Source organism: Rhodosalinus sp. FB01 (genome assembly GCF_041365715.1).
Lineage (GTDB): Bacteria > Pseudomonadota > Alphaproteobacteria > Rhodobacterales > Rhodobacteraceae > Rhodosalinus.
Genome location: NZ_JBGFSH010000004.1, coordinates 108245 through 126558 on the forward strand (window position 1 = coordinate 108245; position 18314 = coordinate 126558).

Annotated in this window: 19 protein-coding genes and 1 tRNA gene; 8 read left to right on the forward strand and 12 right to left on the reverse strand. The window is 69.5% G+C overall.

Annotated elements, in window-relative coordinates:
- Window positions 1-15: 15 nt before the first annotated feature.
- Together AB6A65_RS07490 and dksA are read right to left on the reverse strand one after the other, a co-directional pair.
- Window positions 16-1191, reverse strand: a complete 1176-nt coding sequence (locus AB6A65_RS07490; protein WP_371037749.1) for an FAD-dependent monooxygenase — start codon at window positions 1189-1191, stop codon at window positions 16-18.
- A gap of 75 nt (window positions 1192-1266) precedes the next feature.
- The gene (dksA, locus tag AB6A65_RS07495; protein ID WP_371037750.1) at window positions 1267-1689 is read right to left on the reverse strand and encodes an RNA polymerase-binding protein DksA; all 423 of its coding nucleotides are present in this window, start codon (window positions 1687-1689) and stop codon (window positions 1267-1269) included.
- Window positions 1690-1873: 184 nt separating this feature from the next.
- Between dksA and AB6A65_RS07500 the strand changes: the two genes are divergently transcribed.
- The 5 genes from AB6A65_RS07500 to AB6A65_RS07520 all read left to right on the forward strand — a co-directional run bounded on the left by AB6A65_RS07500 (window position 1874) and on the right by AB6A65_RS07520 (window position 6333).
- The gene (locus AB6A65_RS07500) at window positions 1874-2713 is read left to right on the forward strand and encodes an AAA family ATPase (protein WP_371037751.1); all 840 of its coding nucleotides are present in this window, start codon (window positions 1874-1876) and stop codon (window positions 2711-2713) included.
- 143 nt (window positions 2714-2856) lie between these two features.
- The gene (locus AB6A65_RS07505; RefSeq protein ID WP_371037752.1) at window positions 2857-4224 is read left to right on the forward strand and encodes a DUF2927 domain-containing protein; all 1368 of its coding nucleotides are present in this window, start codon (window positions 2857-2859) and stop codon (window positions 4222-4224) included.
- A gap of 6 nt (window positions 4225-4230) precedes the next feature.
- Complete coding sequence (locus AB6A65_RS07510; protein ID WP_371037753.1) at window positions 4231-4395, forward strand: apolipoprotein acyltransferase; 165 nt, start codon at window positions 4231-4233, stop codon at window positions 4393-4395.
- Between the two features lie 5 nt (window positions 4396-4400).
- Window positions 4401-5582, forward strand: coding sequence for a VWA domain-containing protein (locus AB6A65_RS07515; RefSeq protein ID WP_371037754.1), 1182 nt, complete (start codon window positions 4401-4403; stop codon window positions 5580-5582).
- 58 nt (window positions 5583-5640) lie between these two features.
- Window positions 5641-6333 (forward strand): M48 family metalloprotease, encoded by a 693-nt coding sequence (locus AB6A65_RS07520; RefSeq protein WP_371037755.1) that lies wholly within the window; start codon window positions 5641-5643, stop codon window positions 6331-6333.
- Here AB6A65_RS07520 and AB6A65_RS07525 read toward each other — a convergent pair.
- Window positions 6254-7237, reverse strand: coding sequence for a LysR family transcriptional regulator (locus AB6A65_RS07525; protein ID WP_371037756.1), 984 nt, complete (start codon window positions 7235-7237; stop codon window positions 6254-6256). The two genes, AB6A65_RS07520 and AB6A65_RS07525, sit on opposite strands and share 80 nt — an antisense overlap.
- A gap of 113 nt (window positions 7238-7350) precedes the next feature.
- Here AB6A65_RS07525 and AB6A65_RS07530 point away from each other — a divergent pair, with 113 nt between their 5' ends.
- The gene (locus AB6A65_RS07530) at window positions 7351-8580 is read left to right on the forward strand and encodes an acyl-CoA dehydrogenase (protein ID WP_371037757.1); all 1230 of its coding nucleotides are present in this window, start codon (window positions 7351-7353) and stop codon (window positions 8578-8580) included.
- Window positions 8581-8652: 72 nt separating this feature from the next.
- Here the strand turns inward: AB6A65_RS07530 and AB6A65_RS07535 are convergent, their stop codons facing one another.
- From AB6A65_RS07535 to AB6A65_RS07565, 7 genes are read right to left on the reverse strand one after another with little or no spacing between them, the layout of a single operon-like run.
- Window positions 8653-9588 (reverse strand): AEC family transporter, encoded by a 936-nt coding sequence (locus AB6A65_RS07535; protein ID WP_371037758.1) that lies wholly within the window; start codon window positions 9586-9588, stop codon window positions 8653-8655.
- Window positions 9589-9631: 43 nt separating this feature from the next.
- Window positions 9632-10432, reverse strand: coding sequence for an MBL fold metallo-hydrolase (locus tag AB6A65_RS07540; protein ID WP_371037759.1), 801 nt, complete (start codon window positions 10430-10432; stop codon window positions 9632-9634).
- Window positions 10429-11235, reverse strand: a complete 807-nt coding sequence (locus tag AB6A65_RS07545) for a TatD family hydrolase (protein WP_371037760.1) — start codon at window positions 11233-11235, stop codon at window positions 10429-10431. Before AB6A65_RS07545 ends, AB6A65_RS07540 begins: the two co-directional genes overlap by 4 nt.
- Window positions 11236-11287: 52 nt before the next feature.
- A complete protein-coding gene (locus tag AB6A65_RS07550; RefSeq protein WP_371037761.1) occupies window positions 11288-12415 on the reverse strand; it encodes a DNA polymerase III subunit delta' in 1128 nt (375 codons plus the stop codon).
- Window positions 12412-13038 (reverse strand): dTMP kinase, encoded by a 627-nt coding sequence (tmk, locus tag AB6A65_RS07555; protein ID WP_371037762.1) that lies wholly within the window; start codon window positions 13036-13038, stop codon window positions 12412-12414. The genes AB6A65_RS07550 and tmk overlap by 4 nt, the downstream gene beginning before the upstream one ends.
- Window positions 13035-14213 carry a D-alanyl-D-alanine carboxypeptidase family protein gene (locus AB6A65_RS07560; RefSeq protein ID WP_371037763.1) on the reverse strand — a complete coding sequence of 393 codons (1179 nt, stop codon included), beginning with the start codon at window positions 14211-14213 and terminating at the stop codon, window positions 13035-13037. Before AB6A65_RS07560 ends, tmk begins: the two co-directional genes overlap by 4 nt.
- A 21-nt stretch (window positions 14214-14234) precedes the next feature.
- Window positions 14235-15134: an SPOR domain-containing protein gene (locus AB6A65_RS07565; protein WP_371037764.1), complete on the reverse strand. Its 900-nt coding sequence runs from the start codon at window positions 15132-15134 to the stop codon at window positions 14235-14237.
- A gap of 239 nt (window positions 15135-15373) precedes the next feature.
- On the opposite strand from AB6A65_RS07565, the gene AB6A65_RS07570 reads away from it, so the two are divergent.
- Window positions 15374-15461, forward strand: a tRNA-Ser gene (locus tag AB6A65_RS07570).
- A 355-nt stretch (window positions 15462-15816) separates the two neighbouring features.
- Window positions 15817-16350, forward strand: coding sequence for a hypothetical protein (locus AB6A65_RS07575; protein WP_371037765.1), 534 nt, complete (start codon window positions 15817-15819; stop codon window positions 16348-16350).
- Between the two features lie 114 nt (window positions 16351-16464).
- On the opposite strand, the gene AB6A65_RS07580 is transcribed toward AB6A65_RS07575, so the two are convergent.
- Together AB6A65_RS07580 and AB6A65_RS07585 are read right to left on the reverse strand one after the other, a co-directional pair.
- The gene (locus tag AB6A65_RS07580) at window positions 16465-17889 is read right to left on the reverse strand and encodes a YbaY family lipoprotein (protein ID WP_371037766.1); all 1425 of its coding nucleotides are present in this window, start codon (window positions 17887-17889) and stop codon (window positions 16465-16467) included.
- Between the two features lie 24 nt (window positions 17890-17913).
- On the reverse strand, window positions 17914-18303 hold the full coding sequence (locus AB6A65_RS07585; RefSeq protein ID WP_371037767.1) for an SHOCT domain-containing protein: 390 nt from the start codon (window positions 18301-18303) through the stop codon (window positions 17914-17916).
- Window positions 18304-18314: the final 11 nt, after the last annotated feature.

The following is an 18314-nucleotide window of genomic DNA, read 5'->3' on the forward strand; positions in this document are numbered from 1 at the left end:
GCGAACCGCACCCGGTCACGCCTCGGCGGTGACGTCGTGCCCGTAAAGCCAGTCGAACCCCGCCAGCATCGCGCCGGGCGCGAACCGCCCGCCAAGCCCCAGCGCGGCATGGGCAAGCCCGCGCACCGGGCCGGGCCGCAGGTGGTAGCGCCGGGCATTGCGCTCCGCCGCGCCAACCACACGCTCGGCACGGGCGCGCCGCCGCCGCTGGTAGGCCGCGAGCCCGGAGGCGCGATCCTCGGCGCGCGCAAGCGCGTCAGCCAGGACCCACGCATCCTCGAGCGCGAGATTGGCGCCCTGCGCGAGGAACGGCAGCGTCGGATGCGCCGCATCGCCCAGGATCGCAACGGACCGGCCATGCCAGCGTTCGGCCACCGGATGCCGGAAGAGACCCCAGACATGCACCTTGTCCAGCGCGCCGAGGATCGCCGGCACGTCCCCGCCGAAGCCCGCGAAGGCCGCGCGCAGGTTCGCCGGGTCGTCCGCGTGGGTCCAGCCCTCCTCGGCCCAGCGGCTGCGCTCCTCCACCGCCACCAGGTTGAGGGTGCGCCCGTCGCGCAGCGGATAGACCACCATGTGCCGTCCCGGCCCCATGAGCACCCGGGCCTCCGCAGGCTGGCCGATGACGTTGGGCAGAAGCGCGCGCCACGCGACCTGGCCGGTGAAGCGCGCGGGCGGCGCCGATCCCAGCGCGTGGCGCGCGCGGGAGTGCAGACCGTCCGCGCCGAGCACCAGATCCGCCCTGTGCTCCGCGCCGTTCTCGAAGACGATCCGCGTGCGCGGGCCGTCCTCCACCGTCGCGACCCGTTGCAGAAGCCGGACCCGGACGCCCGCGGCGCGGGCCGCGGCGGCGAGCAAATCGACGAGATCCGCGCGGTGGACGAAATGGTACCCCTGCTCCGGCCCGATGCGCGCGAGGTCGAGGCGCAGAACCTCGCCGCCGTCCTCGCCGCGCCGAAGGCTCACCGCGTGGGCGCGGGGCGCGCGCGCCGCGAGCTCCGCCTCGAGGCCGAGCGCGCGCAGCACGCGAAGCCCGTTGGGACTGATCTGCAATCCGGCACCCACCTCCGCGATCTCGGCGGCCTGCTCGAACAGGGTGACGGAGGCGCCGCGCCGGCCGAGCGCAAGCGCGGCGGCAAGCCCCGCGATGCCGCCGCCCACCACGGAAATTTCAAGCGCGTCGAGCTGCATCTCTCGCTTCCCAAAAGGAAAACGCCGGAGGCTCCCCCGGCGTTCTCTTGTCTCTCGGTCCCGGTCGGCCTCGCGTCAGTCGTCGCGGTGTACCTTCTCGCGGCGCTCGTGACGCTCCTGCGCCTCGAGGCTGAGCGTGGTCGTCGGGCGCGCGACGAGACGTTTCAGCGAGATCGGCTCTCCCGTCTCCTGGCAGTATCCGAACTCGCCCTCCTCGATCCGGCGCAACGCGGCGTCGATCTTCGAGACGAGCTTGCGCTGACGGTCGCGGATCCGAAGCTCGAGCGCGCGGTCGGTCTCTTCGCTCGCGCGATCGGACACGTCGGGAATGTTGCGGGTCGCGTCCTGAAGGCCCGCAATGGTGTTCTTGCTGTCGGAAAGAAGCTCGTTCTTCTGTCGCATCAGTTCGCGCCGGAACCATTCGAGCTGGCGTTCGTTCATGAACGGCTCGTCCTCGGCGGGCTTGTAATCCTCGGGAAGGAACACTTCGGCCTTCATCTTCTGCGCTCCCTTTTCATGACCCACTTCAGCCATGGAATACTTGTCAGACATGTGGCACCCCTCGACGCGGCAATTACCCGAAGGCACTGGCAATGTCACTACACAAACACGGGTCGGCCATGGTTAATTCGGGCGCGGGCGCGGCGCTGCAAGGACGTTCGGCAATGGCTTGGAGCAGATGATGAAATTCACCGGAACCGGCGAGTACGTGGCGACGGAAGACCTGACCGTCGCGGTGAACGCGGCCGTGGCGCTGGAGCGCCCGCTTCTCGTCAAGGGCGAGCCCGGCACGGGCAAGACCGAACTCGCGCGGCAGGTGGCGGGCGCGCTGGGCCTGCCGCTCATCGAATGGTCGGTGAAATCCACCACCCGCGCCCAGCAGGGGCTTTACGAATACGACGCGGTGAGCCGCCTGCGCGACAGCCAGCTCGGCGACGCGCGGGTGAACGACGTGGCGAACTACATCCGCAAGGGCAAGCTCTGGGAGGCGTTCGAGGCCGACGGCAAGGTGGTGCTGCTCATCGACGAGGTCGACAAGGCCGACATCGAGTTCCCCAACGACCTCCTGCAGGAGCTCGACCGGATGGAATTCCACGTCTACGAGACGGGCGCGACGGTCCGCGCCCGGCATCGGCCCATCGTCATCATCACCTCCAACAACGAGAAGGAGCTGCCGGACGCCTTCCTGCGCCGTTGCTTCTTCCACTACATCCGCTTCCCGGACCCGGAGACGATGAAACGCATCGTCGAGGTCCACCATCCGGGCATCAAGCCCGCGCTGCTCGAGACGGCGCTGACGCAGTTCTACGAATTGCGCGAACAGCCGGGCCTGAAGAAGAAGCCCTCCACCTCGGAGGTGCTGGACTGGCTCAAGCTGCTGCTGGCCGAGGATCTGGAGCCCGCCGACCTGCGCCGGGACGGACCCGACGCGCTGCCCCGGCTGCACGGCGCGCTGCTGAAGAACGAGCAGGACGTGCATCTTTTCGAACGCCTGGCCTTCATGGCGCGGCGGCAGCGCTGAGGCGGTCGGCCCGGCAAACCCGGCGCCGCCCCGGCAGCCCGCGTGTGACGGCGCGGCATTCATGGTCTAGGCTGCGCCTGCCGGGTCCCGCGGCGCGCCGGCGCGGCCCGCGCCGCAAGGAGCGAAGACGCAAGGGAGCGCTCGTGCCAAGATACGTTCTGCCACTTCTGCTTCTGCTCGCGGCCTGCGCGCCCGCGCCCCGGGCCGCGGACACCGCCGCGCGCCTCGCCGTGGCAATCCCGAAGCTGCCGCCGGCCAAGCAGTTCTCCGCGGCGCGCCCTGACGCGCCCGCCCGGTCCAACGCCGATATCGCGCGCGATTTCCTCGACCTCGCCTTCACGCTGGAAAGCGGCCGCCCCGTCCCGGTCTTCACGCGCTTCGAGGAACCGATCACCCTGCGCGTGACCGGGCGGGCCGATCCCGCCCTCGCACGGGACCTGCGCGATCTGCTGCGCCGGCTTCGCGACGAGGCGGGCATCGACATCCGCCTCACGCGCGGACCGGAGGCCAACATAACGATCGAAAGCGTGCCCGGCGCGCGCATCCGGAGCGTGCTGCCGCAGGCGGCCTGCTTCGTCGTCCCCAATGTCAGCAGCCTCTCCGACTATGCGAGAAACCGCCGCAGCGCGCGCACGGCCTGGTCCGAACTGCGCACCCGCAAACGGGTAGGGATCTTTTTGCCCGCCGACATCTCGGGCCAGGAGGCGCGCGACTGCCTGCACGAGGAACTCGCCCAGGCGCTCGGGCCGCTGAACGATCTCTACCGGCTGTCCGACAGCGTCTTCAACGACGACAACATGCACGCGGTGCTCACCGGCTTCGACATGCTGATCCTGCGCGCCTACTACGCGCCGGACCTTGCCAGCGGCATGAGCCGCGACGATGTCGCCCGACACCTGCCCGCGGTGCTCGCGCGGCTCAACCCGGCGGGCGAGGGGCTGCCCGCAAGGCCGCTCGCGCCGACGCCGCGCGCCTGGAGCGACGCGATCCAGGAGGCGCTCGGCCCGGGGGCCGCGCCGGCGGCGCGACGCGCGGCGGCCGAACGCGCCGTGGCCATCGCGCGGGCCTCGGGCTGGCGCGATCACCGGCTCGCCTTCGGCCATTTCGCGCTCGGCCGCCTTACCCAGAGCCACGCGCCCGAGGCGGCGCGGGAGCATTTCGAAACCGCGGACCGGACGCTCGCGGCCCTGCCCCGCTCCGAACCGCACCGCGCCTTCGTGCGCGCCCAGCTCGCCGCCTACGCGATCGCCGACGGCGACGCCGAGCGGGCGCTTGCGCTCACCGCCCGGGCGATGCCGGTCGCCTCGCGCCACGAGAACGCGATGCTTCTGTCCACGCTGATGTTGCTGCGCGCCGAGGCGCTGGCGCTTGCCGGGCGCCCGCAGGAGGCGCGCGCCCTGCGTCTGGACAGCCTCGGTTGGGCGCGATACGGGTTCGGACCGGAGGGGGCGGTGCGCGGCAAGCTGGCCGAAATCGCCGCCCTGAACCCGCGAAATCACACGGGGGGCTGAGGCCGAATGATCCTGTTTTCGGCGCTGATCGGCGCGGCCATCGGCGCATTCACCGCCTACCGGCGCAAGGGCAACCGGCTCGACATGCTGCACTATGCGGCCGGATACGGCATCGCCTTCGGTCTCGTGGGCGCGGTACTGTCGATCGCGCTCGTCCGGCTGCAGGTCTGAGGGCGATGTTCCAGCCCTTCTTCCTCACCCTCAGGGAGAGCGGCGTTCCCGTCACGCTTCGCGAGTACCTGGCCTTCCTCGAAGCGGTGAAGGCCGATCTCGTGACCTACGACGTGGAGGGATTCTACTATCTCGCGCGCACCGCGATGGTGAAGGACGAGCGCCACCTGGACCGCTTCGACCGCGCCTTCGCCACGGCCTTCCGGGGCCTCGAGGACGTCTCGCTTGCCGAGATGCTGGATAGGGTCGATCTGCCCGAAGACTGGCTGCGCAAGATGGCGGAGAAGCACCTGAGCGAGGCCGAGAAGGCCGAGATCGAGGCGCTCGGCGGGTTCGACGCGCTCATGGACACCCTCAAGAAGCGGCTCGCGGAACAGGAGGCGCGCCACCAGGGCGGCTCCAAGTGGATCGGCACGGCGGGCACCTCGCCCTTCGGCGCCTACGGCTACAACCCCGAAGGCGTGCGCATCGGCCAGGACGAAAGCCGCCACCAGCGCGCCGTGAAGGTCTGGGACAGGCGCGATTTCCGCAACCTGGACGACTCGGTGGAGATCGGCACCCGCAACATCAAGGTGGCGCTGAAGCGGCTGCGGCAATGGGCGCGCGACGGCGCGGCCGAGGAACTCGACCTCGACGGCACGATCCGCGCCACCGCCGAACACGGCTACCTCGACGTCAAGACCCGCCCTGAGCGCCGCAACGCGGTGAAGGTGCTGCTCTTTCTCGACGTGGGCGGATCGATGGATGCCCATGTGAAGGTCGTGGAAGAGCTTTTCTCGGCCGCGCGCGCCGAGTTCAAGCATCTCGAGCACTACTACTTCCACAACTGCCTCTACGAGGGCGTCTGGCGCGACAACCGCCGCCGCTGGAACGAGGTCACGCCGACCTGGGACGTGCTGCACACCTATGGCGCGGATTACCGGTGCATCTTCGTGGGCGACGCCAGCATGAGCCCCTACGAGATCGCCTATCCCGGCGGTGCGAACGAGCACTGGAACGCCGAGGCGGGCGAGACCTGGCTGCGCCGCGCGCGCGCGCAGTGGCCCGAGACGCTCTGGATCAATCCCGTGCCCGAGCGACACTGGGATTACACGCCCTCGATCCGAATGATCCGAGAGATCTTCGAGGACCGGATGGTGCCGCTCACCCTCGAAGGGATCAATCGCGGCATCCAGGTCCTGCGGTGACACGCGCCGCGCCGTTTCGCCGCTTGCCGGGCGGCCCGGGCGAGCCCATATCTTCGTCATGATCAAGGTGACGCCGATCCTGCTCGCGGTGCTTTACGCGCTCGTCATGTACCGCATGTCGGTCTGGCGGACGAAGCGCGAGCTCGACGCGCGTTCCACCGAACTTGCCGACGCGCGGCTCAAGGCGCTCACCGACCGGATGGCCAAGGCGCTCGACGTGCCGCGCATCCGCGTGCACATCTACGAGGTGGACCCGGTGAACGGGCTCGCCGCCCCGGACGGGCGGATCTTCATCACCCGGGGCTTCTACCAGAAATACCGCAATGGCGAGGTCAGCGGGGAAGAGATCGCGTCGGTCATCGCGCATGAGCTGGGCCACGTCGCGCTCGGCCACACCCGGCGGCGGATGATCGACTTTTCCGGGCAGAACGCGCTCAGAAGCGCGCTCGCCATGGTGCTCGGGCGCATCATCCCGGGTATCGGCGTCTGGATCGCAAGCGCGCTCACGTCTCTGCTGGCCGCGGGGCTTTCGCGTGCCGACGAGTACGAGGCCGACGCCTATGCCGCGGCACTTCTGACCAAGGCCGGGATCGGCGTCGCGCCGCAGATCTCGCTCTTCCACAAGCTCGACGAGTTGACACGCTCGCGCGCGGGTGTCGCGCCGGCCTGGCTCATGAGCCATCCGAAGACGGCAGACCGGATTGCGGCGCTAGAGCGTCTGGAGGGGAAGTGGCAGCCGGGCGAGACCTGACCGCCCCGCCCTGCCCCCCGCGGACCTCCGCGGCAAGCCAGTCCCGGAACGCGGCAAGGGGCGGGTAATCGTCCCGCGCGTGCGGCCACACCAGCCAATACCCTCCCCGCCCCGGCACCGCCGCCCCCCAGGCCGGCCGAAGCCGCCCCTCAGCGATCTCGGGCTCCGCCAGGAAGGGCGGCAGGAGCGCCACGCCCAGCCCGTGGATCGCCGCCTGCGTCATCGGCGCGAACTGGTCGAAGACCATGCCCCGCTGCGCCGGCGCGGCCTGGCCGTGATGCGCGAACCACCGCTCCCAGGCGCGCGGGCGCGACTGCAGGTGCAGAAGCGGCATCGCCGCGATCGCGGCGGGCCCGTCCGGCGGATGCCGCTCCAGGACACCCGGCGACGCGACCGCCAGCAACGGCTCGTCGGCAAGGTGAAGGTGCCCGCAGCCCGCCCGGTCGGCCGCGCCGAAATGGATCGCCGCGTCGAAGGCCTCGGTCTCGAAATCCACCGGCCGGAGCCGGGTCGTGAGGTGCAGCGTGACGCCCGGATGCGCGGCCTGGAACGCCGCGAGGCGCGGCGCGAGCCACCGGGTGCCGAAGGCGGGCAGGATGGCGAGCGAAAGCGTCCCTCCCCCCGGATTGGCGGTCAGTTCCATGGACGCACGCCCGATGAGGTCGAGCGCCCGCGACACCGCCTCGGCATAGTGGCGCCCGGCAGGCGTCGGCACCAGCCGGCGCTTCTCGCGGCGGAAAAGCGCCGCCCCGAGCTGCGCCTCGAGCCGCTGGACATGCCGGCTCACCGCAGCCTGGGTCATGTGCAGTTCATCCGCCGCCGCCGTGGTCGCGCCCGTGCGCATCACCGCCTCGAAGGCCCGAAGCATCGAGATCGAGGGCAGATAGCGTGGCGACCAGCTCATGGGACATGACCTTAGCACATGAAACGATGCGCGATAGTCGTTTTGCCGCGGCGCGTCGAGCCGCTATGCTGTGTCAAACGTTGCCGGGATCCTCCCGGAGAAAGGTGACCGCCATGACCCTAGACACCCCCGCCCCGCGCCTGCGCGCCAAGGACGCCCCCGATCTCGGACGCTTCGACTGGGCCGATGCCCTGCGCCTCGACGATCAGCTGTCCGAGGAAGAGCGGATGATCCGCGACAGCGCCCGCGCCTATGCGCAGGAGAAGCTGCAACCCCGCGTGATCGAGGCCTTCGACGCCGAAAAGACCGACCCGGAGATCTTCCGCGAGATGGGCGGGATGGGCCTGCTCGGCGTGACCGTGCCGGAGGAATACGGCGGTCTCGGCGGAAGCTATGTGAGCTACGGGCTCGTGGCGCGCGAGATCGAGCGCGTGGATTCGGGCTATCGCTCGATGATGTCGGTGCAGTCGAGCCTCGTCATGTATCCGATCCACGCTTACGGAACCGAGGAGCAACGGCAGAAATACCTGCCGAAACTCGCCTCCGGCGCGTGGATCGGGTGTTTCGGCCTGACGGAGCCGGACGCGGGCTCCGACCCGGGCGCGATGAAGACGCGGGCCGAGAAGATCGAGGGCGGCTACCGGCTGACGGGCTCCAAGATGTGGATCTCGAATTCGCCGATCGCGGACGTCTTCGTTGTGTGGGCCAAGTCGGACGCGCATGACGGCAAGATCCGCGGTTTCGTGCTGGAAAAGGGCATGACGGGCCTCTCCGCGCCCAAGGTCGGCAACAAGCTTTCCTTGCGCGCTTCGATCACCGGCGAGATCGTGATGGAGGGCGTCGAGATCGGCGAGGACGCGCTGCTGCCCCATGTCGAGGGGCTGAAGGGGCCGTTCGGCTGCCTCAACCGCGCACGCTACGGCATCAGCTGGGGCGTCATGGGCGCGGCGGAGTTCTGCCTGCACGCCGCGCGGGGCTACGGGCTCGACCGCAAGCAGTTCGGCAAGCCCATCGCCCAGACCCAGCTTTTCCAGAAGAAGCTCGCCGACATGGAAACCGAGATCGCGCTCGGCCTGCAGGCGTCGCTCCGGGTGGGCCGGCTCATGGACGAGGCCAACGCGGCGCCCGAGATGATCTCGCTCGTCAAGCGCAACAATTGCGGCAAGGCGCTCGAGATCGCGCGGCACGCCCGCGACATGCATGGCGGCAACGGCATCAGCTCCGAATTCCAGGTGATCCGGCACATGATGAACCTCGAGACGGTGAACACCTACGAGGGCACGCACGACATCCACGCCCTGATCCTGGGTCGCGCGATCACCGGGCTGCAGGCCTTCGGCTGACGCGCCCCATCGCGCGCCCGGACGGGCGCGCCCGGTGAAGGCGTGGCGCGCGGAACGCGCGCCTCCGCCGGATCAGGGCAACGCCGCGAGCCAGAGCCAGGCGGTGAAGACCGACGCGGCCGTGCCGATCAGCACCGAGGAGGCCGCGACGCGGCGCGCGCGGCCGTACATGTCGGCGAAGATGTAGGTGTTCACGCCAGGCGCCATGGCCGCCGTCACCACCGCCGAGCGCAGACCCGTCTCGGGCAGCCCGGAGGCCTGGCCCAGCCCCCAGACGACCGCCGGATGCAGCAGCAGCGAGACGGCGGCGACGAAGGCGATGGTGCGCAGATCCCCCTCCGGGCGATAGCGGTAGAGCACGCCGCCCAGCCCGAAGAGCGCCGCGGGAAGCGCCGCGCGCACCATCAGGTCGAGCGCGTCGCCGATCGGCACCGGCAGCGGCCATCCCGAAAGATTGACCGCGATGCCCGCGAGGATACCGAGGATCAGCGCGTTCTTGAGCATGGCGCCCGCGACCTTGGTCGGAAGGCCCGCGGTGCCTGCCCCCGCGCGGCGGGCGCGCACCAGCTCCATCGCGGTGATGCCCAGCGCGTAGCAGAAGGGAGAATGAAGCGCGATGATCGCGTAGTTCCCGGCCAGCGCGTCGGCGCCGTAGGCGCGTTCCGTGATCGGCAGCCCGAGCAGGAGAGAATTGGAAAAGAGGCAGCAGAACCCGATCGCCACCGCGTCCTCCCAGTCGCGCCCGAAGAGGTAGCGCGCGCCCAGAAGCCCCGCGAGGAAGCCCGCCACCGCCCCCGCATAGAAGCTCCCGATGAGCGCGGGATCGAAGCCCGCGCCGAGGTCGAGCGTGGAGAGCGCGCGGAACAGCAGGCAGGGCAGCGCGAACCTCTGGGTGAAGACCATAAGCCCGTCCACCGCGCTTTCGCTGAAGAGGCCCCGCCACACGGCGGCATAGCCGAAGCCGATCACCAGGAAGACCGGCAGGACGACCTCGATCAGCGCCTGCAAGGGCGCCTCCGGGCCGCGCGCCGCGCCAGGGCGGGGTGCGCGTTCACAGCGGGTAGCGGATCACCATCCCGTCATGGGCGGGGGTGACGTTGTCGGGCGTGTCCCGGTCGACCTCTTCGTAGTCCATGTCGATATGCATGTTGGTCAGCACGGCGCGGGCGGGCGCGGCGCGCCCGATCCAGTCGAGCGCGAGGTCGAGATGGGCATGGGTGGGGTGCGGCGTGCGCCGCAGCGCGTCGAGCACCCAGCAGTCGAGCCCGTCCAGAACCGGCCACGCCGCGTCGTGGATCTCGACCGCGTCGGGCAGGTACGCCAGCGGCCCGATGCGAAAGCCCAGCGCGTCGATCGCGCCGTGTTTCGCCCGGAACGGCGTGAAGGGGATCGTGCCTCCCGAGCCCGCGATCTCGAAGTCTTCGCGGATCGTGTGCATGTCGAGGATCGGCGGATAGGGGCTGTCCTCGGGCTGCATGAAGGCGTAGCCGAAGCGCGAGTAAAGGTCGTTCTGCGTGTCGCCGTCGGCCCAGACGGGCAGACGGCTGCGCATGTTGAAGACGATCATCCGCAGGTCGTCGATTCCGTGGACGTGGTCGGCATGGCTGTGGGTGTAGACGACGGCGTCGAGCTCTCCCACGCCCGCGTCGAGCAGCTGCTGGCGCAGATCGGGCGTGGTGTCGATCAGCACGCGGGTGGTGCCCGCCTCGGTCTCCCGCTCGACAAGAAGCGAGCAGCGCCGGCGGGTGTTCCTCGGGTTCGCCGGATCGCAGGCCCCCCAGTGCCCGCCAAGCCGCGGCACGCCCCCCGAGGAGCCGCAGCCCAGGATGGTGAAGCGCAGTTCGCCGCTCACGCGGCCGCCTCGTAGGCGGGGACGCGGTCGAAGAGTCGCTCGAAATTGGCCTCCGTGCGCGCGGCGAACTCTGCGTAGGACAGCCCGAATAGCTCGGCTGCCGCCTTGGCGGTGTGCACGACATGGGCGGGCTCGTTGCGCTTGCCGCGATGGGGCGGCGGCGCGAGGTAGGGGCTGTCGGTCTCCACGAGGATCCGGTCGAGCGGCGCGGCGGCGAAGATCTCGCGAAGCGCTTTCGATTTCGGAAAGGCGGTGATCCCGGACATGGACAGGTAGAAGCCCAGGTCGAGTGCCGCGCGGGCCAGGCCCGCCCCCGACGAAAAGCAGTGCATCACGCAGGGATAGGGCTTTTTCGCGTGTCCCTCCGCAAGGATCCGCGCCATGTCGTCGTCCGCGTCGCGGGCGTGGATGATGAGCGGCAGGCCGGTCTCCTGCGCCGCGGCGATATGGGTGCGCAGGCTTTCCTGCTGCACCGCCGCGCTCTCGGCGGTGTAGTGGTAGTCGAGGCCGCTTTCGCCGAGCCCCACGCATTTCGGATCCTCGGCGAGGGCGACGAGCTCCTCCAGCTGCGCCAGGGGCTCTTGCGCGGCGCTCATCGGGTGGGTCCCCGCTGCGTAGAACACGCCCGCGTTGTGGTGCGCGATGTCGCGCACGGCGGGAAGGCTGCGCAGCTTCGTGCAGATCGTCACCATCCGGTGCACGCCGGCGTCCCGGGCGCGCGCGATGACGGCGTCCAGCTCTTCGGCGAGTTCCGGGAAATCGAGGTGGCAATGGCTGTCGGTGATCCTCGGCGCAACGCTCATGCCGCACGTCCCCCTGCCCTTGCTGACTGCCTTTTGCGGTTGCGGCCCGGCGTCAGCGCACCGCCTGCCCTGCAATCCTGTGGACCGTATCTAGGATGAGCGTGGCGGGGTCAAGGTTGACCGCCCGGCCATGCCGAAGCCGCGCGCCCAGCGTCTGGCCAAGCTCGGCCCAGCGCCGCGCGGCGGCCATGTCGGGGGCAAGGCGGGCGAGCGTGGCGGCCTCTCCGGGCACGGCCTCGGGCGGCGGCGCGCCCGTGGCGCCCGTGCGCGCCAGACGCGCGATCGCAAGGTCGAGAAGCTCGATCAGAAGATCGCGCACTGGCTCCGCGCCCCGGCCAGACGCGCGTTCGGAAAGCGCGATCGCGGCCGGGCGGTCGAGGCGCGGCAGACTTTCGAGGAGGTGCAACAGGTCGCGGTAAAGCCCGATGCCGCCGAGCCCGGCGAGCCGCACAGCCGCGCCCACCGAGCCGCCCGACAGTTCCGCGAGGGCCAGCGCCTCTTCCTGCCCCGCATCGACCCCCGCCTGCGCGAGCGCCGCGGCCATGTCGCCGGGTGCGAGCGGGACGAGGCGAAGTTCCCGGCAGCGCGACCGGATCGTCGGCAGAAGCCGCGCCGGCTGATGAGCGACAAGCAGCATGGTCGCCCGCGAGGGCGGCTCCTCCAGCAGCTTGAGAAGGGCGTTGGCGGCGTTCACGTTGAGATCGTCGGCGGCGTCGACGATCACCACCCGCCGGCCGCCCTCGGTGTTCGACAGCGAGAAGAAGCCCTTGAGCTTGCGGACCTCGTCGATCCTGATCTGGGCCGAAAGCGCCTTTCCGTCGTCCCGCGGCCCCCGGCGCAGCAGGAAGAGCCCGGGATCGGAAAGCGCGGCCACCCGCCGCGCCACCGGGTGATCCGGAGAGGCGGCGAGGCTGTCGGCCGCGGGCGGTGCGTCCGAAAAAAGCCCGCCCCCCTCCTCCACGGGCCGGGACAGCAGGAAGCGCGCGATGGACCACGCGAGCGTCGCCTTGCCGACGCCCTGCGGACCGGTCAGCAGCCAGCCATGGTGAAGCCGCCCGGACGCGTAGGCGTCGAGGAAGGCGCGCTCCGCCGCGTCCTGTCCGTAAAGCCGCGGCGTCTCGCGCGGGTGCGGCGCGCCCTCGACGCGATCGGGCTCGGGCAGATCGTCCGCCGCGCTCATGCGCCCGCCGCTTCCGCGACGCGCGCGGCCACCGCCTCCGGCGGGCCCGACCCGTCGACGATCCGGACACGCGCCGGCGCCTCGGCCGCCAGATCGAGGAAGGCGCGGCGCATCCGTGCCTGCATCTCGACGCCGAAAGCCTCGAAGCGGGCCTCCTCTCCGCCCCGGGCCCCTGCCCGCGCGAGACCCGCCGCTGGATCGATGTCGATCAGGATCGTGAGGTCGGGTTCGCGCCCGATGGTCATCTCGTGCAGGCGATCGACGAGGGCGCGCAGGTCGCCGCGCGTCACCCCCTGATAGACCCGAGTGGAATCGGCGAAACGGTCGCAGACCACCGTCGCGCCGCGCGCCAGCGCCGGCTCTATGGTGCGCTCCAGGTGATCGCGCCGCGCCGCGGTGAAAAGCAGGATCTCCGTCTCCGCGGACCAGCGGCCGGGATCCCCCGTCAGCAGGAGGCGCCGGATCTCCTCGGCGCCGGGCGAGCCTCCCGGTTCGCGCGTCAGCACCACGTCGCCCCCAGCGGCCTCGAGGCGGGAGGCGAGCAGGCGCGCCTGCGTCGACTTTCCCGAGCCGTCGATCCCTTCGAAGGTGATGAAGCGTCCCGGCACGGCGCGAGGCGTCAAAGCGCGTCGCCCGCGCGCTCGCTCAACCGTGTCGCCAGAAGCCGCGCGGCAAGCTGAACCCGGTCCAGGAAACCGCCCCGGGCCACGTCGCGGTCGGCCACCAGCGGGATGCGCGTCTCGGGCAGGCCCTCGGGACGCAGGATGAGTTCTCCGAGGCGCTGGCCTTTCTCGATGGGCGCCTCGACCGGGGTCTCGAAGACGGCCTCGCCCTCGACGCGCTCCTGCGCGACGGCCGGCACGAGGATCTCCCGGCTTTCGCCCGCCACGAGGCCCACCCGCGCATCCGCGCCGAGCCAGACATCCGCCTCGGCCGCAACGGTGCCGGCCTCGACGATATCCCGCGCGACGAACTGGCGGAACGCCCAGTTCAGGATGCGCTGGGACTCCTCGGACCGCGCAGTCCGGTCGGCCAGCCCGGTGATGACGAAGGTGACGCGGCGATCGCCCTGCACCGCCGACCCCACGAGGCCGTAGCCCGCCTCCTCCGTGTGCCCGGTCTTGAGCCCGTCCGCCCCGACGCCGAGCCCCAGTAGCGGGTTGCGGTTGAAATGGTTGGACGGCACGCGCCCGTCATACTCGAACTCTTCCTCGGCGAAATAGGTGTAGAATTCCGGGAAATCCTCGATCAGTCGCGTGGTGAGAATACCGAGATCGCGCAGGCTCATGCGATGCTCGGGATGCGGCCAGCCGCTCGCGTTCACGAAATTCGACTGCGTCATCCCCAGCATCTCGGCCCGCTCGTTCATGAGCCGCGCGAAGGCGCTCTCGCTTCCGGCAAGCCCTTCGGCCACCACGACCGTGGCGTCGTTGCCCGACTGCACGACGATACCGCGGATCAGTTCCTCGGCGGTGGGGCGGTCCGTGGTGGTCAGGAACATCGACGACCCGCCCATCGACATCGCGCGTTCCGAGACATCGAAGCGGGTCTCGAGCGTCATGCTCTCCACGTTCCGAAGCGCCTCGAAAAACATGTAGAGCGTCATCAGCTTCGACATCGACGCCGGCGGCAGGGGCGTGTCGGCATTCTTGGCCAGAAGCACCGTGCCGGTATTGTGATCGTAGACATAGGCCGCGCCCGCCTCGGTCTCGAAGGCCTGCGCCGGAAGCGCAAGGCAGATCGCGGCCATGAGCCCCGTGGCCAGGCGGAAGAGCGCTCGGAATTCCATGATCGGCATCGTCCCCGTCGGTTCCTTCCGTCAGTTTCTCACGACATAGGCATCGGCGAAACCGGCCGCCTTCACGATGACGAGGGTCTCCTCGCGCTCGCGCTCGCTTGCCGCGGGTCCCACGAGCACCCGCCAGAAGGTCCTGTCCTGGCTCGTCTGGCGCCGGATCTCGGGCGAAAGACCCTCTTCGCGCATGGCGCTCGCGGCCTCGCGCGCGTTTTCCTCCATGCTGAAGATCCCGATCTGAACGTAGGATCGCGCGGGCGCGGGCTCCGCCGCGTCCGCCGCGGCCGGGGCGCCTTCCGCCGCCGCGCGCGCCGGCGCGGTATCTTCATCCAGCGCCGCGGACGCGGTCGCCACCGGGTCGAGGGGCGCGGCCTCGATCTCCGCCGGCGCGGCAAGCGACTCGGCGTCGCCCCCGCCCTCCTCGGGCGGCGCCTCGCCCGTCTCTTCCTGCACCGTCTCGCGGCGCAGCGCGACCACCTCCAGCCGCACGGGCTGCCCCGCGAGCATGCCGAGCGCAGCCGCGGCGTCCGAGGAGACCTGAAGCCGTGGACCGGGGTTCTGCCGCTCGCGCCGGAAAAGCGCGCCGACGACATCGCGCCCGTTGACGGTGCTTCGGATGATGACGCGCTCGGGCTCGGCTACCTCGGGATGCGCGACCCATACGCCGCCCAGCGACGGACGCCCGTCCCAAAGTCCCGCCTCCGCGACCCCGAACACCTCGGGTGCTTCGACGTCGCGTTCCACGAGCTTGACCGAGCGCTGCCCTGACGCGCCCGGCGCGGCACCCGTGCCGTTCGCTTGCGGCTGCAGGAAACCCGGTGCGCCGTCCTCGCCGCACCCCGCGAGCGCGAGCGCCAGGACGAGTGCGAACCCCGCCCCTGCCCTACGGCCGCGGCGCGCGTGATCTGCCGGTAAGATGATCATGTCATGCCCCTTGCCTGCCAGCGCGGCCGGTTTGTTTCCGGTCCTTGCCCCGCCTGCGCGGTGTTACCCCGCGTGTCGGGATCATAGCGCGGGGCCCCGCGCATGGAAAGCCCGTGCCGCCCGGCCGGCGGAAACCCTCCGCCGCGCGCCTTGCTCAATTTCATGTCACGCGATAGCACGTTCCCGCGCGTCCAAAGAGCGTGGCCGGCCGCACGGCCGGGCGCCGGACCGCGCGCTCGGGAAGGGTGGCAGAGTGGTCGATTGCAGCGGTCTTGAAAACCGCCGATGGGAAACCATCCGTGGGTTCGAATCCCACCCCTTCCGCCACCGCACTTTCGCAAATCGTTGTTTTGTACGCAGCAGTTGATTTCTACCTTCTGAAAATACCCAAGGGCGACGACGGCCCGGGTATTTGCCGGACTCTCGGGTCAGCTGTGAGCCGTCGAAGCGTTGGTCCAGCGCCAGCGCGGCGGTCTCTGTGCGCGTCGTCAAGCCGGACAGCTGGGGGTCACGAAGGGAGACGAACGCTCACACAAAGGCTCATCGCAGGGCGGCGGGCCCGCGAGAGGCGCTTTCGGCCCAAGATCGTTGTCAGGACCCGCTACGGATTGCAACCTGACGTACAACGGCGTTCAATTGGGAAAGACCGACTTACACGACGTCACGGGACACGACCGAGGCCATGGAGCGAAGCATCAAGATCAGTATCAAGCGATGTGCACTATCCTGTCTGGCGCTGATGTCCTGTGCCAGTGCTGCCCACGCCAATGCCGGGTGGTTCTGGATCGCCATGCCCGCGGCCGCGGTCTACTGGTGGGTTGTAATCCTCCCCTTCGCACTGGAATGGGGCGCGCTTTGGAAGCGCTTCGATCTATCGCTTGGTAAGGCTTTCAAGGTTTGCCTCGCCGCCAACACGCTTTCGACGCTCGCGGGCATCGTCCTCGGCTTCATCATCGGGATCCCGCTCGACACGAGCCTCAACATCTCCTTCACGCGAATGCCCGTCGAGGTCGTAATTCTCGGGTTCCTTCTGTTTCTGCTGGTGACATCGCTGGTCAATCTCATCATCGAATACTGGGTGATCCTGAGATGGCTGCCCCCCGAGGCGACCCCATTGGCAGGAAGGCCGCGGCTTTTCATCTTCGGCCTGAACCTGGTGAGCGGCGCAACGACCTTGGCAATGCTGTTTATACTGGACGCGCTCAAGATCACCTGATCACCGGCTGTGGGTGACCGACAATCGTCCCACCTGCCACACCAGGGTCGCGGACGCGTCAACGCCGGGTTCAGCGGGCTTCGGCACGCAGCGAGGTAGACAGCGGGTCGCCGCTCAGTAGAGGTAGACGGCTTCCGCCCTGAGCACGCGCACGCCGCTCTTGTCGAAGAGGTCCAGCGTGGTGCCGTCGATCTGCCAGCGCGCCACGCGTTCCAGGGCCCGTGCGAGGGCCCGCTCGGCCTCATCCAGCGGCGACGGACACATCATCCTGGTCATCGCGGCGGTAGCGAAGGAAAGCGTGTTGCCCTCGGTCTCGTAGCCGCCACGGATCCTGTTGCAGCCCACGGTGGCGCCGAAGGTGGCCTCTTCGCCGGTGCGCAGCAAAAGATGGGGCTCGCGCCTGGTCTCGACGGGGCGTGTCGCCTCTCCTTCGATCTCGAGGATCCTCCAGTACGTGTTCGTCAACGCCGCGGCATCCTGCGGACCGGCGTGGCCGCCGGTGCCGGCACAGGTCAGTCCGGGCTCGAACCGCAAGAAGCTTTCGATCTCCAGCTGCATGCGGTCCGGCCCGTCCATCGCCGGGTGCACCGCCAGTCGACCTTCGAGCATCGCCAGGACCGAGGCACCAGGCTCTTGCGTGTCGAGGCGCTCATAGGCGCGCGCGGCATCGATGAACGCGCCCTGCATCAGGACGGGGTAGGACCGGCCTGTCAGGCATTCGGTGAAGCGTGCCGCGTCCGCGACATGGCGGAACATTCCGGTCAGAAACTGGGTTCCCTCTGCGGGCTGCAAAGGGCCCGCGGCGAGGGTGTAGGGAAGGTCACTCTCGATCCGGTTTCCCTGCGTATCCGTCATGCGAAGATCGCCATTGCCCATGATGTCGAGGACGACCGGCGCCTCGCGCCCGCCGCGAAGCACGATGGCGCCGCGCGCGGGATCCGCGTGCCAACGCCCCCGGTCATAAACCGGGTCGCCACCGCCGTAGGTCTGGCGAAGGTGGTAGACCTGGTCCGGCCAGATATCGAGATGCCAGTCGACGCCGGGACCGGAGGCCATCGGCATCGTTCCGGTAAAGCTCGCGGGCAGCGTGAGACCCGGCGCCGTGTGCACCTGAACCGCGCGGTCGGGCGGCGCCGAAACGGGGCGCAGGATCACGTCCACCTGCACGGGGGCGTCGCGGGTGATGACCGGCGCGTGCGTGTCCGTCGTCATCAACAGCCATTCGCCCAGCGTGACGCGCGCGCGCACCGCGTAGGTGTGACCTTCATCGATCTGGGCGGGGTCGTAGGTCAGCGAGAAGGGAAAGGGCGGAAGGCCCAGGTTCTTCGGCGTGTCGGTGGCGATCACCGTGGCCGGGGCGTCGGCCAGCGACACGTCCTCCAGCGCCACCTCGAGCACGGCGCCCGGTGGCAGCGTGACGTGGTCGGGATAGGTCACGCTGCCGGTGACGCGCGCCTCGCCGGCAAAGGCGGCGCCGAGAAAAACCGACTGCACGAGGGCAAGGGCATTGACGAAGAGCATGGGTTGCGGGAGGCGCATCGACCGTCTCCTGATTGGATGATGTCAGGCCGAGAGAATTCTCGACTTCTGCGTGACGAATTCGTCATCCGTCAGGATGCCTTTTTCCTTCAGTTCCGCCAGCTTGGAAAGCTCGTCCGCGGGCGAGACCTGGGCGACCGACCGGATGTAGTCGCGGCGCGCCTCCTCGGCACGGGCGATCGCATCCACCGTGTTCTCGTGCATCCTGTCGCCACGGACGACGATGTAGACGAGAACACCGAGCCACGGAATGATGATGACGAAGCCGATCCAGAGCGCCTTGGCCACGCCGCCCATGTCCTGCGAGCGAAAGATGTCGGCAACGACCGAGATCAACACCCAGATCCAGGCGGCGAGCATGAAAAGCAAGAAGATGGACCATATGAGGTCGAAGAAACCGATACTGTCTTCCATGGGATTTCCTT

Coding starts and splice junctions, on each gene's coding strand:
- AB6A65_RS07490 (WP_371037749.1), bottom strand. CDS start 1,191: ATGCAGCTCGACGCGCTTGAAATTTCCGTGGTGGGCGGCGGCATCGCG.
- dksA (WP_371037750.1), bottom strand. CDS start 1,689: ATGAAGGCCGAAGTGTTCCTTCCCGAGGATTACAAGCCCGCCGAGGAC.
- AB6A65_RS07500 (WP_371037751.1), top strand. CDS start 1,874: ATGAAATTCACCGGAACCGGCGAGTACGTGGCGACGGAAGACCTGACC.
- AB6A65_RS07510 (WP_371037753.1), top strand. CDS start 4,231: ATGATCCTGTTTTCGGCGCTGATCGGCGCGGCCATCGGCGCATTCACC.
- AB6A65_RS07515 (WP_371037754.1), top strand. CDS start 4,401: ATGTTCCAGCCCTTCTTCCTCACCCTCAGGGAGAGCGGCGTTCCCGTC.
- AB6A65_RS07520 (WP_371037755.1), top strand. CDS start 5,641: ATGATCAAGGTGACGCCGATCCTGCTCGCGGTGCTTTACGCGCTCGTC.
- AB6A65_RS07525 (WP_371037756.1), bottom strand. CDS start 7,237: ATGAGCTGGTCGCCACGCTATCTGCCCTCGATCTCGATGCTTCGGGCC.
- AB6A65_RS07530 (WP_371037757.1), top strand. CDS start 7,351: ATGACCCTAGACACCCCCGCCCCGCGCCTGCGCGCCAAGGACGCCCCC.
- AB6A65_RS07545 (WP_371037760.1), bottom strand. CDS start 11,235: ATGAGCGTTGCGCCGAGGATCACCGACAGCCATTGCCACCTCGATTTC.
- AB6A65_RS07550 (WP_371037761.1), bottom strand. CDS start 12,415: ATGAGCGCGGCGGACGATCTGCCCGAGCCCGATCGCGTCGAGGGCGCG.
- AB6A65_RS07560 (WP_371037763.1), bottom strand. CDS start 14,213: ATGCCGATCATGGAATTCCGAGCGCTCTTCCGCCTGGCCACGGGGCTC.
- AB6A65_RS07565 (WP_371037764.1), bottom strand. CDS start 15,134: ATGATCATCTTACCGGCAGATCACGCGCGCCGCGGCCGTAGGGCAGGG.
- AB6A65_RS07575 (WP_371037765.1), top strand. CDS start 15,817: ATGGAGCGAAGCATCAAGATCAGTATCAAGCGATGTGCACTATCCTGT.
- AB6A65_RS07580 (WP_371037766.1), bottom strand. CDS start 17,889: ATGCGCCTCCCGCAACCCATGCTCTTCGTCAATGCCCTTGCCCTCGTG.
- AB6A65_RS07585 (WP_371037767.1), bottom strand. CDS start 18,303: ATGGAAGACAGTATCGGTTTCTTCGACCTCATATGGTCCATCTTCTTG.